Annotated in this window: 12 protein-coding genes; 10 read left to right on the top strand and 2 right to left on the bottom strand. The window is 61.3% G+C overall.

The window, feature by feature from the left end:
* Positions 1–53: 53 nt before the first annotated feature.
* A complete protein-coding gene (locus EUU22_RS15435; RefSeq protein ID WP_129332877.1) occupies positions 54–1928 on the bottom strand; it encodes a sigma-54-dependent Fis family transcriptional regulator in 1875 nt (624 codons plus the stop codon).
* A gap of 290 nt (positions 1929–2218) precedes the next feature.
* Between EUU22_RS15435 and EUU22_RS15430 the strand changes: the two genes are divergently transcribed.
* The 10 genes from EUU22_RS15430 to EUU22_RS15385 all read left to right on the top strand — a co-directional run bounded on the left by EUU22_RS15430 (position 2219) and on the right by EUU22_RS15385 (position 14233).
* On the top strand, positions 2219–3262 hold the full coding sequence (locus tag EUU22_RS15430; RefSeq protein ID WP_129332876.1) for an NAD(P)-dependent alcohol dehydrogenase: 1044 nt from the start codon (positions 2219–2221) through the stop codon (positions 3260–3262).
* A gap of 51 nt (positions 3263–3313) precedes the next feature.
* Positions 3314–4843 carry an extracellular solute-binding protein gene (locus tag EUU22_RS15425; protein ID WP_129332875.1) on the top strand — a complete coding sequence of 510 codons (1530 nt, stop codon included), beginning with the start codon at positions 3314–3316 and terminating at the stop codon, positions 4841–4843.
* A 121-nt stretch (positions 4844–4964) separates the two neighbouring features.
* Positions 4965–5840 (top strand): carbohydrate ABC transporter permease, encoded by an 876-nt coding sequence (locus tag EUU22_RS15420; RefSeq protein ID WP_129332874.1) that lies wholly within the window; start codon positions 4965–4967, stop codon positions 5838–5840.
* Positions 5841–5843: 3 nt separating this feature from the next.
* Positions 5844–6689: a carbohydrate ABC transporter permease gene (locus EUU22_RS15415; protein WP_129332873.1), complete on the top strand. Its 846-nt coding sequence runs from the start codon at positions 5844–5846 to the stop codon at positions 6687–6689.
* Between the two features lie 8 nt (positions 6690–6697).
* Positions 6698–7786: an ABC transporter ATP-binding protein gene (locus EUU22_RS15410; RefSeq protein WP_165351181.1), complete on the top strand. Its 1089-nt coding sequence runs from the start codon at positions 6698–6700 to the stop codon at positions 7784–7786.
* Between the two features lie 4 nt (positions 7787–7790).
* Positions 7791–8867 carry an ABC transporter ATP-binding protein gene (locus tag EUU22_RS15405; protein ID WP_129332871.1) on the top strand — a complete coding sequence of 359 codons (1077 nt, stop codon included), beginning with the start codon at positions 7791–7793 and terminating at the stop codon, positions 8865–8867.
* A gap of 338 nt (positions 8868–9205) precedes the next feature.
* Positions 9206–10234: a BMP family lipoprotein gene (locus EUU22_RS15400; RefSeq protein WP_129332870.1), complete on the top strand. Its 1029-nt coding sequence runs from the start codon at positions 9206–9208 to the stop codon at positions 10232–10234.
* A 77-nt stretch (positions 10235–10311) separates the two neighbouring features.
* Positions 10312–11823, top strand: coding sequence for an ABC transporter ATP-binding protein (locus tag EUU22_RS15395; protein WP_129332869.1), 1512 nt, complete (start codon positions 10312–10314; stop codon positions 11821–11823).
* Positions 11820–12968 carry an ABC transporter permease gene (locus tag EUU22_RS15390; RefSeq protein WP_129332868.1) on the top strand — a complete coding sequence of 383 codons (1149 nt, stop codon included), beginning with the start codon at positions 11820–11822 and terminating at the stop codon, positions 12966–12968. The genes EUU22_RS15395 and EUU22_RS15390 overlap by 4 nt, the downstream gene beginning before the upstream one ends.
* Positions 12965–14233 (top strand): ABC transporter permease, encoded by a 1269-nt coding sequence (locus EUU22_RS15385; RefSeq protein ID WP_129332867.1) that lies wholly within the window; start codon positions 12965–12967, stop codon positions 14231–14233. Before EUU22_RS15390 ends, EUU22_RS15385 begins: the two co-directional genes overlap by 4 nt.
* 53 nt (positions 14234–14286) lie before the next feature.
* Here EUU22_RS15385 and EUU22_RS15380 read toward each other — a convergent pair.
* Positions 14287–15068, bottom strand: a 782-nt coding sequence (locus EUU22_RS15380) for an IS630 family transposase (RefSeq protein WP_245485075.1), incomplete at its 5' end; no start/stop codon positions are given.

Here is a 15068-nt window from a genome sequence, read left to right as displayed (position 1 = left end):
TCCTCGTCATCGTGACGACACCCGCACCGGAGAGAGTCCGGTTGCGGACTTGTCTAGAAGTTTCTGGCGTATTTGTAGACGGTGTTGCGCGACACGCCGAGCGTCCGGGCCGTTAGGCTGATGTTGTTGCCGTTGCTGCGCAACATTTCCGTGACTTCCCGGCCGATCTTGGTGCGCAAGGAATGGGTCTCACGGCCGTCGCCGTCTCCCGGGTGGCCGAGCAGGTCGAGAACATCGGGAGGTACGATCCTGTTTCCCTCGGCGGCCATCACCAGCTGCAGCAGGGCCGAGCGCAGTTCGCGCATGTTTCCGCGCCAGCCGAATGCCGCCATCAGCGTCGCGGCGGCGGGATCGATCTGCGTGCCCGGCGAAATCTCTGCCAGCATGCTGTCGAGCACGGCGCCGAAATCGGTTCGGTCGCGCAGCGCCGGCAGCTCCAGACGAATGACGCCAAGGCGATAGAACAGATCCTCCCGGAAGCGCTTGGTGGCGATCGCCTCCTCGAGGTCGACATTGGTGGCGGCGACGATCTGGGTATCGACCTTGCGCACCTGATGGCCGCCGACCGGACGGACCTCGGAACTGTCGAGGAAGCGCAACAGCGCCACCTGGCTCGACAGCGGCATGTCGCCGATCTCGTCGAGGAACAGCGTGCCGCGATCGGCGGCGATGGCCAGCCCCTCGGCGCCCGTGCGCTGGGCTCCGGTGAATGCGCCGCCGACATAGCCGAAGAGTTCGGCCTCTAACAGATGCTCGGGCAGCGCGCCGCAATTGATCGCGATGAAGCTCCCCTGGCGCCGGCTTGCCTTGTGGATATGGCGTGCCAGCATTTCCTTGCCGGTGCCGCTTTCGCCGCGGATCAGGAAAGGCGGTTTGAAGCGGACGGCGCGCGCTATCTTGTCCAGTTGCTGGCGCACGACCGCGTCGTTGGCGACGAAGTCGGGCTTTGCCGACGGCGGAAGGCCGCCGACGGCCGCATCGGCGCCGGCTGGTTTTCCGGCTTGGGGCAGGCGCTTCTCGAAGCTGTGGCGATTGCGCCAGTGGACGGCGTAGCGGCTGCCGAAACCATCGCGCAGCGTCGGCTGTCGGCTGTTCGACATCTCCGCCAGAGCCAGATCGAACGGAGTGTCGAAGATGGCGTCGAATTCCGTGCCGGGGCGCAGCGAGATGCCGCGCAGGATTTCCCGTGCGCGCTTGTTGACCGCCACCAGCCGTCCGCTGGCATCGAACGAGACAAGCCCGCCGCTGACCGAATTCAGAAGTTCCCAGCGGGAATGAAACAGCACGACGATGTGCTTTTCCTGCTGGGCAAGAAACAGCGAGTTCTCGATATGGGTGGCGGCCATGCGCATCAGCGCCAGGGTATGGCTGTGGCGTGCGCTGCAATCGGACGAGGCGTCGAGCACGCCGGCAAGTTCACCGTCGGAATGCAGGATCGGCGCGGCAAAACAGCTGACGTCGGAATAGGCGGCGAAGAAGTGCTCCTCGCCGTGAACGATCAGCGGCTGGCGACCGGCCGCGCAGGTTCCCAGAGCATTGGTGCCGCGCAGGCTTTCCTTCCACACGGCGCCCGGCACGATGCCCCGACCCGGTCTGCTGGACTGGAAGTCACCGTCGGCGATGGTATCGAGCACCGTTCCCTCGGCATTGCCGAAGGCAATCAGGAAATTGCTCCCGGCAATCTGCTGATAGAGCGAGTGCATTTCGGCCACGGCAAAGCGATGGGTCAGCTCATCGCGCTCGCGCAACTGCTTGAGCTCCCGCATGCCAATCTGGAGCGGTGGCGGCGTCACCCGCGGATCGAGCCCGGATTCGATGCAGCGCTGCCAACTCTCGGCGATCTGCGGGTTGACGAGATTGCCGTCGACCTGACCACCCTGCATCAACGTGATCCTGAGCCTCTTCAGGCGCTCAGTCCGTGAAAGCATCTGTCTGTTCCCCCCGGACAACGCCTCTCCTCAGGCTTTTCAAGGGTTTTATCCCTTCTTGTCCGGACCTCAGTGGACCAATTTTCGTTCCCGCTGGCAAGTGTTCATGATTTGAACAGGTGAAGTCCCGCCGCTGTTGCGGGCCTGAACATCATGCGCTGCCGCGAGCGCACTGCACCAAAACCTCATCTCTATGATTTTGCTCATCTCTCTCGGATGAACAGGCAGTTGGCACGGCAACTGCAGTGAGAAAGGCGAAATGACAATGCGCCGAGTGAGGAGGCTTAGGAATGAAGGCAGCAGTTCTGCACGAATATGACGAGAAGCTCGAGAAGAGCGAATTCGTAGTTTACGAGGATGTTCCCGATCCCCGTATCGAGGGGCCAAACGATGTGATCGTGCGGATCGGCGGGGCGGGCGTCTGCCGCACCGACCTGCACGTCATCGAAGGTCTGTGGCGCAACAATTCCGACGTTCAGCTGCCCTATATCATGGGGCACGAAAACGCCGGATGGGTCGAGGAGGTCGGTCCGGGCGTCACGCACTTCAAGCCGGGCGATGCGGTGATCTGCCATCCGCTGGTCACCTCGGGCCATTGCCTTGCCTGCCGGCGCGGCAACGACATGCACGCCGAGGAAAGTTCCTTTCCCGGCATCAACGCCAATGGCGGCTATGCCGAATACCTGCGGACCGGCGCACGATCGCTGATCAAGCTGCCGAAGACGCTCGCGCCGAAGGATGTGGCGCCCTACACCGATGCCGGCCTCACCGCCTACCGCGCCTGCAAGAAGGCCGCCCAACATCTGCTGCCGGGCCAATATGTCGTAGTGATCGGCGTCGGTGGGCTTGGTCATATTGGCGTCCAGGTACTGAAATCGCTCTGTGCGGCGAAGGTCATCGCCGTCGACCGGTCGAAGGAATCGTTGGAGCTTGCCGCCAAGTGCGGCGCCGACGAACTGGTGCTCGCCAATGGCGAACAGGTCGACAAGGTGTTGGCGCTGACCGGCGGCTGGGGCGCCGAGGCGGTCATCGACTTCGTCGGCGAAGGTAGCGCCATTACCGAAGGTCTGGAAATGACGCGAAGTGACGGCGCCTACTACATCGTCGGCTATGGCGGAAAGCTCGAGATCCCGACCATCGACATGATCACGTCGGAAAAGCGGATCGTCGGCAATCTCGTCGGCACCTATCCCGAACTGGTCGAACTCATGGCACTTGCCGATCAGGGCAAGGTCCATCTTGCAACGGCAGAATACCGGCTGGCCGATGCCAATCGCGCTCTGCTCGACCTTCACCACGGCAAGATTCACGGTCGCGCAGTGCTTATTCCTTGAGGAGGAGCCGGCTTTCGCCGGCAAGGATTTTAGAACCTGGGAGAGAGAAACATGACATTGAAGACATTGCTTCTGACCGCCAGCACGCTTGGGCTGGCGGCCGCCGCGGCACCCGCCATGGCGGCGGACTACAGCCGCTTCGGCATTCCGGCCGACCTGCCGGGAACCTGCTCCTACGAGGCGATTGACGCCAAGGACTATTCCGGCCGCACGCTCAACATCATCACCCATGCCGTTCCGGTGATCGGCGAGCCGACGGCACTGCACGCCAAACAGTTCGAGGAACTGACCGGTGCCAAGGTGAGCGTCGTGCACGTGCCGTTCGGCGACCTGTTTCAGCGCATCCTGATCCCATTCCAGACGGGACAGAATGCCTATGACGTACTGTTCTACGGCTCGCTATGGATCGGCGACCTCAACCCCTTCCTCGCCCCCGTTCCGGATGTCTATCGCGAGTCGACCGGCATGAAGGACGTAACCCGCAACTACATCGACGTCGCCAAGTGGGGCGAGCAGATGGTGCAATATCCGATCGACGGCGACCGGCATTATCTGAAATACCGCGCCGACATGTTCGAGAACCCGGAGATGCAGGCGAAATTCAAGGAGGCGACCGGTCGCGACCTTACGGTGCCCGCCACCTGGGAAGAATATAACGAAGTCGCCAAGGTCTTCTCCGGCTGGGACTGGGACGGCGACGGCAATCCCAATTACGGCTCGGCGGAAGTCGCCAAGCGCGACGACCTGATGTTCTCGGCCTTCATCAGCCGCGCAGCTCCCTATGCCAAGAACCCGAACGTCAAGGGCGGCTTCTTCTTCGACCTCGAAACCATGGAACCGCTGATCAATTCGCCCGGCTTCGTGCGCGGCCTCGAACTGTTCGTCGCGGCCTCGAAGGACTGGGCGCCGGGCGGCGCCAATTTCGGCCTCGGCGACGAAATCTTTGCCTTCGGCGGCGGTCAGTCGCTGATGAGCTATTCCTGGGACGATGCCTTCGTCCAGGCGCAGCAGGCTGACAGTCCGATCCGCAACAAGGTGGCGGCGGCTCCGCTTCCGGGCGCCCGCGAGGTCTGGAACCGCAAGACCAACCAGTGGGACAAGTTCGAGGAGCCGAACCGCGCGCCCTACATCACCTGGGGCTGGACTTCGGCAGTGTCGGCCAAATCGAAGAACCAGGACATGGCCTTCGACTATTTGTGCTTCTTCTCCAACGAAGCCAACACCCTGTCCGACCTGCAGGTCGGCCGCTTCGGCGTCAATCCCTACCGCACCAGCCATTTCGATCCGGCGCTGTGGACCGACAAGCTCGGCTGGGATGCCGATCTTGCCAAGAGCTATGTCGAAACGCTGTCAGGCATGGACACCAGCCAGAACCGCGTCTTCGATCTGCGCGTTCCCGGCGTCAACCAGTTCATGACCTCCATGGCGACGGGCGTCGCCTCCGCGATCGCCGGCCAGGCGACGCCGCAGGCGGCGCTCGACCAAGTGGCCAAGGAGTGGAAGGACATCGTCGACCGGATCGGAGTCGACAAGGTACGCGAGGCCTATGCCCGCGTCGTCGCGCTGGAAGACAACCAGTAACTCCAGGACCGTCGAAAGGGGCGCATCGGAAGCGGTGCGCCCTTCTCCTGGAAAAGGCATGCCGCCGTCCCGTGTCTGTCGACCGGGGGTCGATGTGGCCGTGAACTGAGGAACGAACCGCGTGTATGGGCTGTCGCGCTACAAACTCTTCTTCCTGCTGCCGGGGCTTCTCACCCTGCTGGCGATCATCCTGTTTCCACTGATCTTCACCATCCGCGTGAGCTTCTCGGGATGGGACGCCGCAAGTCCGGGTCTGAACTTCATCGGCGGCTCCAATTACGGGCGCATTTTCAGCGATGCCCGCTTCTGGGAATCGCTCGTCCGGCTCGGTTTCATCGCCACGGCCTGCGTGCTGCTCGAATATGTCATCGCGTTTGCGCTCGCTCTGCTCGTATGGCACCAGGTGCGCCTGAGGCGTCTCACGCGCGTCCTGTTTCTTATTCCGATGATGACGACCCCGGTGGTCATGGCTGTCATCTGGCGCACCATTTTCCACGAATCCCTCGGGCCGGCCAACGACTTGATGCAGTTTCTCGGCATCGGCAATGTCGCTTGGCTGACAAGCGCGGGCTGGGCGACGGTGGTCGTCATTCTCGTCGATGTCTGGCAGTGGACGCCGTTCATGTTCCTGTTGCTGATGGCGGGCCTGCTATCCCTGCCGAAGGAGCCGTTCCTGGCTGCCGCGATCGATGGCGCCGGACCGATCCGAACCTTCTTCAACGTGACCTTTCCCGCCATGGCGCCGATCTCGGCCGGTGCCGTGATCATCCGCCTGATCGAAGCGTCGAAAATCATGGAGACGATCTACGTCGTCACATCAGGCGGACCCGGCACGGCCACCGAGACCTCGAGCTACTACATCTTCATCCGGGGTCTGCGCGACTTCCAGATCGGCTACGCGGCGGCGCTGTCGATCACCTATCTGGTGATCATGATCGTGCTCTTGACGATCATCGCCAAGCTTCTCGCCAGATACCTCGTCAAGTCGGGAGCCTGATCCATGCCGCGCCTTTTTCGCATCATCAAGACGGCGGCGATCCTCGGATGGAGCGCCTTCGTCATCGCGCCGTTCCTGTGGGCGCTGACAACCTCGTTCAAGACCGCCAACGGGGTTACCGCCGGGCCGACCTATCTGCCCTATGTCGACTACGAGCCTTCGCTCGCGGCCTGGAAGGGCCTGTTCGGATCGGGCGCCGGCAGCATCGACATCGTCGAGCCGTTCGCCGCCAGCATGATCGTGACGCTGTCGGCCAGCGCCATCAGCCTGGTCCTCGGAACGCTCGCCGCCTATGGATTGTCGCGCTTCGTCTACAAGGCGGGGCCGATCGGCAACAACGACCTCACCTTCTTCTTCGTCTCGCAGCGGATCATGCCGCCGGTGGTGCTGGCCATCCCGTTCTTCCTGATGCTCGGCTTCTTTAACCTGCTCGACACGATCCTCGGCCTCGTGATCGTCTACATCGCCCTGCTCCTGCCGATCGCCGTCTGGGTGATGGTCGATTTCTTCAACAATATTCCGCGCGAACTCGACGAGACGGCGATGATCGACGGCTGCACGCCGATCGAAACCTTCTGGCGGGTGATCCTTCCGAATTCGCTGCCCGGCCTGGTGGTCGCCGGCATCTTCTGCGTCGTCTTCGGCTGGAACGACTTCTTCTTCGCCTTCACGCTGACCTTCACCGAGACGCAGTTGCTGCCGGTGGCGATCGTCTCGCTCAATTCCTCGGTGACGCCCTGGTGGAGCCTTTCCGCCTCGGCGCTGGTCTCGGTGGCGCCCCTGATCGTGGTGGCCTTCCTGGTGGAGCGCTACCTCGAAAAAGGCAGCCTCGCCGGCGCACGTAAATAGGAGGCATGATGACCTACGCAATCCGCAATCTGACCGTGGCCGAGGGCAATGCCATCCATGTCGACGGGCTGAACGTCGATCTGCCGGCCTCCGGCGTCGTCACCGTCATCGGCCGCACGCTTTCCGGCAAGACCACCTTCCTCAAGGTGCTGGCCGGGCTGCAGGCCGTGCGCTCAGGCAGCCTCGTGCGTGACGGGGTCGATCTCCTGAAAATCCCCGCCTGGAAGCGCCGGGTCGGCATGGTCTACCAGCAGTTCGTCAACTATCCGCACCTGAACGTGCGCGACAATATCGTCTTTCCGCTGAAGCGGGCCGGCTACACGTCGTCAGAAATCGAGGCGAAACTCACCTATGTGAGCGACTTGCTTGGCCTTCGCCCCTATCTCGACCGGCGCCCGGCGGAGCTTTCCGGCGGCCAGCAGCAGCGCGTGGCGCTTGCCCGGGCGCTGGTGAAGGACACCGATTTCCTGCTGCTCGACGAGCCGCTGGTCAACCTCGACTACAAGCTGCGCGAACAATTGCGCGACGAGTTCCGCCGCATCTTCCGCGACAGCAAGGACCGGCTGGTCGTCTATGCGACGACCGAGCCGGCCGAGGCGATGATCCTGCAGGGGCACGTCATCATCCTGCACGAAGGCAAGGTGACCCAGACGGGCGACTACCGCGACGTCTTCCACTATCCCGCCAACACGATCGCAGCGCAGGTTTTCAACGATCCGCCGATGAACCTGCTCGAAGGCGAGATCGCGGGCGGGCGCCTGATCCTCGGGCCATCATTCAAGACGCCGCTGCCGGAGCATTTTTCGACGCTTGCGCCGGGTCGCTACATCTTCGGCCTCAGGGCGACCGACCTGGCGCTCCACGGAGACTTTTCCGCGACCGTGGCGCTCGCCGAGGTCAACGGCTCGCTGACCGTGCTGCATCTCGATCTCGACGGGCGCAATCTCGTACTGGAGGAGGAGGGCGTACATCTCTTTCAGCCCGGCGACAGGATTGGATTTACCCCGGACAGCACGCGCTTCTACGCCTTCGATGCGGTGACCGGCACGCTGATCGCCGCCCCGCCGCGCAGAAGCGTCTCCGGCCAGAAGGATTGATTGCATGGCAAAGATCGAACTCAGGGGCCTTGGACATTTCTATAATACCGTCGACGGCAAGCCGAACTATGCCCTCCATCCGCTCGACCTGACCTGGGAGGACGGCGGCACCTATGCCCTGCTCGGCCCTTCGGGCTGCGGCAAAAGCACGATGCTGAACATCATTTCCGGCCTGCTGACGCCGAGCGAAGGCAGGGTGCTGATCAACGGTGTCGACATGACCTCGGTCGGCGCGGTGAAGCGCAACATCGCCCAGGTCTTCCAGTTTCCGGTAGTCTATCCGTCGAAGACGGTGTTCGAGAACCTCGCCTTTCCGCTGCGCTGCCGCAACAAGCCGAAGGCCGAGATCGACCGGCGCGTCAACGAGGTGGCAAACCTGCTCAATCTGGACGAAGTGCTGCGGAAGCCTGCACGAAAGCTCACGCCGGACCTGAAGCAGCTGATCTCGCTCGGGCGCGGACTGGTGCGCGACGACGTCGCGGTCATCCTGATGGACGAACCGTTGACGGTGATCGATCCGCAGCTGAAGTTCAGCCTCAGGCGCAAGCTGCGGGACATCAGCGCCCAACACGGGCACACGCTGGTCTATGTGACGCATGACCAGAACGAGGCGATGACGCTGGCCGAACAGGTCGTGGTCATGGATCATGGTCGCGTCGTCCAGATGGGGAGCCCCCAGGTTCTGTTCGAGGAACCAGTGCATCGTCACGTCGGCTATTTCATCGGCTCGCCGTCGATGAATTTTCTCGACGGCACTGTCCAGGCGGGCACGGTGTCGATCCTCGGACGTGAGGTCGGAACGCTCCGCTCTGCCGAAGGCCGTTCGCTGAGCGAGGTGGTGGTCGGCATTCGCCCGGAACTCGTCACGCTTGCCGACACCCCGCAAGCAGGCACATTGCCTGCAACCGTCACCGATGTGCAGGACATGGGCTGCTACGCGATTGTCAGCGTCGACCTCGGCAACGGCACCATAGTGAAACTCCGCACGCCCGATCGCGTTCCGGCCGTCGGCGCCCCAACCCATCTTGTTTTCGAGCGCGACAAGGTGCGCTTCTACAGGGACAATTGGCTGGTGGCTTGAGCCGGACTCTCATGCAAAGAGAGGCTCGGCGTTCCCGTCGGTAACCTTCTCCTTGAAACGCTTCACCAGTAGAGCTTGCCTTTTTCGGACTTCGAACGGAGCGGAAACAAGGAGATTTCCTCGACACTTGCGTGGAGGAGCTAAGCAGGTTGTGCCCGAGCTAAGTATGAGCGCTGCTTGCTTCGCGACAAAAACTGCAAATCCGGCCACTTGCTATTGATATGCGTCAAGTCGCGCGTCTCGAATGATGTTACATCTAACAAAATGGAATTCTTCCGATACAATTGCATTTCAGATGAGAATCTCGAGCGTGCCATACAACCAGGGAGGTTACCATCATGCTCTACAGTAAGAAGTTCTTCGCAAGTGCTGCGGTAACGGCATCGTTATTGCTAGGCTCCGTTTCCGCCGCTGCGGCGTTCACGGCTTGTGAGGTGACGGACACCGGCGGAATTGACGACAACAGTTTCAACCAGACGGCGTGGAAAGGTGTTCTGGACGCGAAGGAGAAACTTGGCGTCGAAGCCAGATACCTGGAATCGCAGGCTGAAACCGATTACGAAGCCAATATCAATTCCCTGCTTGGCGGGCAGTGCGATATCATCATCACCGTCGGCTTCCTGCTTGGCGATGCGACCAAGAAGGCAGCCGAGGCCAACCCGGATCAGAAGTTCTCAATCGTCGACTTTTCGTACGATCCGCCACTCAACAATGTGGTGGGCCAGGTCTACTCGACCGATGAAGCGGCATTTCTTGCCGGCTACCTTGCGGCTGGCGTCTCGAAGTCCGGCACGATCGGCGTCTTCGGAGGCATCAACATTCCGCCGGTGACGATCTTCATGGACGGGTTCTACCGCGGAGCGAACTACTACAACAAACAGAAGGGAACGAAGGTTGCCGTTCTCGGCTGGAACCCGCAAACACGCGAAGGCCTGTTCACGAACAATTTCGACTCGCTCGATGACGGACGCGCCTTCGCTCAGAACCTCTATGATGAGGGCGCAGACATCGTGCTGCCGGTCGCAGGTCCGGTGGGCCTTGGTTCAGCGGCGCTCGCCGACGAACTCGGGACGGACAAGCTGAAGATCATCGGTGTCGATGCGGACCTCTATCTGACCGACCCGCAAAAGAAGCACGTCTATCTCACGTCGATCACCAAGCGCATGGATTCGACCGTTTACGCGGTCATCGAAGCGGCAATGAAAGGCACCTACAAAGGCGGTATTCTCGTCGGATCGCTTGAAAACGACGGCGTGGGGCTTGCCCCGTTCCATGACATGGAAAATGAAGTCTCTGCCGAAATGAAGCAGGAGCTCTCCGATATTCGCAAGGCGATCATCGACGGCACGATCAAGGTCAACGAATAGCCCGATCGCACCTTTCCCGTCGCCTGTGGTCAGGCGGCGGGTACGGTTTCTTGCGTCGACCTTGGGGGAGAGCGGCAGTGGATGTCGAACTAAAGGGGATCACCAAACGCTTCGGTCCGGTAGTTGCCAATTCGAATGTGAATCTGACGATCCGCGCGGGAGAAGTGCTTGGGCTCCTCGGCGAAAACGGCGCCGGCAAGTCGACGTTGATGAATATCTTGAGCGGGCTTTATGCCGCCGACGAGGGCCAGATCCTGATCGATGGCAAACCCGTTGTGTTCCGGGGTCCCGGCGATGCGATCGCGGCAGGGATCGGGATGGTGCATCAGCATTTCATGCTGGTTCCTGTATTCACGGTCGCGGAAAACGTCATTCTCGGCGTCGAACCGACCGGCAAGCTCGATTGGCTCGATCTGGCGGCTGCCCGCGACCAGGTCAACGAAATCAACAAGAAATATGGTCTGGAGGTTGATCCGGGTACCCGTGTCGAAGACCTTCCGGTCGGGCTTCAACAGCGCGTCGAGATCATCAAGGTCTTGTTCCGTTCGGCCGATGTCCTCATTCTGGACGAGCCGACAGCAGTTCTGACCCCGCAGGAGGTGACGGAGTTCTTCGAGATCGTCAAGTCACTGCGCGACGCCGGCAAGGCACTCGTCTTCATCACGCACAAGCTGAACGAAATTCTTGAAATCGCCGACCGCATCAGCGTGTTGCGCGATGGCCAGATCGTCGGCGAGGGCGACCCCAGGACGCTGACGGAGGCGCAGCTTGCGGAAATGATGGTCGGGAGGCCCGTTGTCTTCGAGGTCGAGAAGGCACCCTACGCGCCCGGCCGCACGCTTCTTGACGTCAGCGAACTGACGGTACTGAGCGAGGACGACAAGATCGCTGTCGATCACGTCAGCTTTCAGGTCAAAAGCGGTGAAGTCGTCGGCATCGCCGGCGTCCAGGGCAATGGCCAGTCGGCACTGATCGAGGCATTGACCGGTCTCCATCATGCCGCCAGCGGCAAGATACTGTTCCTCGACAAGGATATTACGCACGCGTCGGTTCGCGAACGTCACCGTATGGGTATGGCGCACATTCCGGAGGACCGGCAACGAAGTGGAATGATCTCGAATTTCACCGTTGCCGAGAACATGGTGCTCAACACCTATTACGACGAACGATATGCATCCGGCCCGAATATCCGCTGGTCTGACGTGTTCAAGAGCGCAGCGAAGTACGCGGCCGATTTCGACGTGCGCACGCCTTCGGTTTTTACCAGGGCAGGCAGCCTGTCGGGCGGCAACCAGCAGAAACTCATCGTGGCGCGCGAACTGGAACGGGAGACCTGTCTGGTCGTCGCCGCGCAGCCGACACGCGGCCTCGATGTGGGTTCCATCGAATATATCCATGGCCGGCTGATGCATGCCCGCGACACAGGAGACGGCGTATTGATCGTCTCCTCGGAACTGGATGAGATCCTGTCCCTGTCTGATCGGATCCTTGTGATGTTCAAAGGTCGCTTTGTTGCGGAATTCGATGCGACCAAAGGTCCTGTCGACAAGAATGCCGTCGGGCTCGCCATGGCAGGAGCACAGGCATGACCGTTCAAACCAGCAGTGATACGCTCTCTGAGAAGCTCCTGCGGCGAGCGGCACCGAGCCGTGCCGAATACGAGGACCTCGTGGTCGTGCCGATCTTCGCGTTCATCGTCGCGTTGATCATCGGGGCCCTGGTCATGCTGGCAACCGCGGTCGATCCGGTGACGATCGGCCGCTCCTACATTGCACTGTTGGAAGGCTCGGTCGGTTCGCTCAACGCTGTTTCAGAGACATTGACGGCAGCTGCACCACTTATCCTGGCCGGCCTCGGCCTTGCATTGGGTTTCCGGGCCGGCCTCTTCAATATCGGCGCGGAAGGACAGATCATCGTTGGCGGACTCGTGGCCGCAATCGTGGGTTTCAGCATCGAAGGCTTGCCATGGGCCCTGCATCTGCCGCTCACGCTTTTGGCCGGAGCGTTTGCCGGCGCCGCCTATGCTTCGATTGCGGGATGGTTGCGGGCTGCCACGGGCGCGCATGAAGTGATCTCGACGATCATGCTGAACTTGATCTCCTACCGTCTGCTTGACTACATGCTGCGACTGCCCTGGGTACAGAAGGCAGAACGGGCCGATCCGATTTCCAAATCGGTCATGGAAAGTGCGGAACTTCCGCGGCTGCTCGCATGGATTGATGCGAACCTCCGCGTCCATGCCGGCCTTTTCCTGGTGGTCGCGGCCGTCATCCTGATCTACTGGCTGTTGTTTCGTACAAAATTGGGATTCGAGTTCCGCGCAAGCGGCGAGAACGCCGATGCAGCACGCTACGCCGGCATCCGCGCACCGCTCATTATCGTCACCGCGATGGGGTCGGCCGGCGCACTTGCGGGGCTCGCCGGCGCGAACCAGGTGTTGGGCGTTCTCGGCCGCGCGACACCGGGTTTTTCTGCCGGTATCGGTTTCGATGCCATTTCCGTTGCCCTGCTCGGTCGCTCCCATCCGGTAGGCGTCCTGTTTGCCGGGCTGCTCTTCGGCGCGCTGAAGGCGGGAGGGCGTCAAATGCAGGTCGATGCCGGCGTCAGTATCGATCTGATCGGCATCATTCAGGCTTTGATCATCGTCTTCATAGCTGCACCTCTGCTGGTGCGTGCGATCTTCCCCTGGGGATTTCGAAAATCCGTGACGGATCAGAAGGATAGTGCGTCATGATCACGGCAGTGCCGCATTCAACGCCTTCCGCGCGCGACATCGATACACGCAAGAACCGTCAGGCGCGGATATCGGGAGCCGCGCTGATCGCACTAGCCATCCTCGTGACAACCGTCTTCAGCTTCGGGACGACCGGCAACGCAGTGTTTCGACTGTCGCGTCCGTCCGATACCTGGGCTCTTCCGGATCTCGTGGTCGCCGCCCCGTTCAACTATCTGGTGGCAGCGGTTCTGGCCTTCCTGGGCGTGCGCCAGTTCTTCCGTGGCGGGGCGAGGTGGACCGCGCTCTCGATCGGATTCGGACTGGCTCTTGCCGTCTTCGCTTTTCTGGTCTGGGCGACTGCGGGCAAATCCTTTTCGCTGACCGGAATGCTGCAGGCCACGATGGTGAGGGCAGTCCCTATTGCACTTGGTGGATTGGCCGGCGTGCTGTCCGAGCGGGTCGCGGTGGTCAACATCGCCATCGAAGGAATGTTGCTCGCCGGTGCATTCACGGGGGCGCTGATCGGATCCTTGATAGGCGGGATCGGCGGATTGATCTCTGCGGTCATTGTCGGCGGCCTCTTCGGGCTTGTCCTGGCTGCCCTCGTCGTCACCTACCGCATGGATCAGATCATTGCCGGCGTCGTGATAAACCTGTTTGTGCTCGGCCTGACATCCTATGTCAGCAGCCAGGTCTTCCAGGATTACCGTTTCTTGAACGATGCCCCCGTGTTTCGCGCGGTCAAGATCCCGCTTTTCGGCGACATCCCCGTGATCGGCCCCATGCTCTTCCAGCAGAATGTCTTCGTCTATGGCGCTCTGGTTATGGTTGCCCTTGCTACCTATTATCTTTTCTACACCCGACACGGATTGCAGGCCCGTGCGGTAGGCGAGCATCCGCGTGCGGCCGATACGCTCGGGATCAATGTCTATCGAACCCGCTATATGAACGTCATTCTCGCCGGCATGGTCGCGGGCTTCGGTGGCGCATGGTTCACCCTCGGCACGGTGGGTCGCTTCGACGAAAACATGACCGGCGGACGTGGCTTCATCGGCCTTGCCGCCATGATCTTCGGACGTTGGCATCCCGTCGGCGCGCTGATGGCGGCTTTGATATTCGGATTTGCGGACTCACTGCAGCAAAAGCTCGCCCTGCTGCAAACCCCGATCCCATCGGAGTTTCTTGCCATGGCGCCCTATATCGCGACGATCATTGTCGTGGCGGGACTGATCGGCCGCGCAAGGCCTCCCGCTGCGGACGGTAAGCCCTACATCAAGGAATAGCTCGGGAATGGGCTGGCCTATCGGGTGACTGTGTCCATTAGAGCGCTTCCCTTTCATGCTGGATCGTATCCGCATGATGTGAAGAAGTTGCGAGCCTCCTGAGGTTCGATGCGGTCGATCAGCTTTCCGATCCTGTCCCACAGGCCGGTCACGGTGCGCTCTGCCGCCTTGCGCAGCAGCGCTTTCAGCTTCGAGAATGCCTTTTCAATGGGATTGAAATCTGGACTGTAGGGCGGCAGAAACAGCATGCGCGCACCGGCAGCCTCGATCATTGCGCGCGCCGCCGGTCGTTTGTGGCTGGAAAGATTGTCGAGAATGACGATATCGCCAGGCTTCAGGGTCGGGACGAGAACCTGGGCGACATGGGCCTCGAACCATTCCCCGTTGATCGGCCCGTCGATGACGAGCGGGGCAACCATTCCTGTGCTGCGCAGTCCGGCCACCAACGTCGTGGTCTTGCGGTGGCCGTGTGGGAAGCGCATACGCAGGCGCTCTCCCTTCCTGCAACGTTCATGCGTGCACGCCATGTTGGTTGCGGTGCAGGTTTCGTCGATGAAGACGAGCTTGGCAGGATCAAGGTCCAGTTGATCATCGAACCAGCGCTGGCGTTGCTCCAGGATGTCGGGGCGGCCTTGTTCTATCGCGTGGCCAGTCCTTTTTTTGCGAGTTTGGCCGTGCCGGACAAGGAACCGATGCAACGCCGATTTGCTGATCGTGATGCCCTGGGCACAAAGCGTGTCAGTACCGGAGCAATACTCCCCAATAGTGCCGTTTGAATCTTCCCCAGGTGCTGCGGCCGCCGGTCTTCCGGGGCGCGCCCCGGAAGACCGGCGGC

It is taken from the genome of Ciceribacter ferrooxidans (assembly GCF_004137355.1).
Taxonomy (GTDB): Bacteria; Pseudomonadota; Alphaproteobacteria; order Rhizobiales; family Rhizobiaceae; genus Allorhizobium; species Allorhizobium ferrooxidans.
The sequence above is the reverse complement of the archived record's forward strand: the minus strand, read 5'-3'. Positions and strand labels throughout refer to the sequence as shown.

Coding starts and splice junctions, on each gene's coding strand:
- EUU22_RS15410 (WP_165351181.1), top strand. CDS start 6,698: ATGACCTACGCAATCCGCAATCTGACCGTGGCCGAGGGCAATGCCATC.
- EUU22_RS15400 (WP_129332870.1), top strand. CDS start 9,206: ATGCTCTACAGTAAGAAGTTCTTCGCAAGTGCTGCGGTAACGGCATCG.
- EUU22_RS15390 (WP_129332868.1), top strand. CDS start 11,820: ATGACCGTTCAAACCAGCAGTGATACGCTCTCTGAGAAGCTCCTGCGG.
- EUU22_RS15430 (WP_129332876.1), top strand. CDS start 2,219: ATGAAGGCAGCAGTTCTGCACGAATATGACGAGAAGCTCGAGAAGAGC.
- EUU22_RS15415 (WP_129332873.1), top strand. CDS start 5,844: ATGCCGCGCCTTTTTCGCATCATCAAGACGGCGGCGATCCTCGGATGG.
- EUU22_RS15425 (WP_129332875.1), top strand. CDS start 3,314: ATGACATTGAAGACATTGCTTCTGACCGCCAGCACGCTTGGGCTGGCG.
- EUU22_RS15405 (WP_129332871.1), top strand. CDS start 7,791: ATGGCAAAGATCGAACTCAGGGGCCTTGGACATTTCTATAATACCGTC.
- EUU22_RS15385 (WP_129332867.1), top strand. CDS start 12,965: ATGATCACGGCAGTGCCGCATTCAACGCCTTCCGCGCGCGACATCGAT.
- EUU22_RS15435 (WP_129332877.1), bottom strand. CDS start 1,928: ATGCTTTCACGGACTGAGCGCCTGAAGAGGCTCAGGATCACGTTGATG.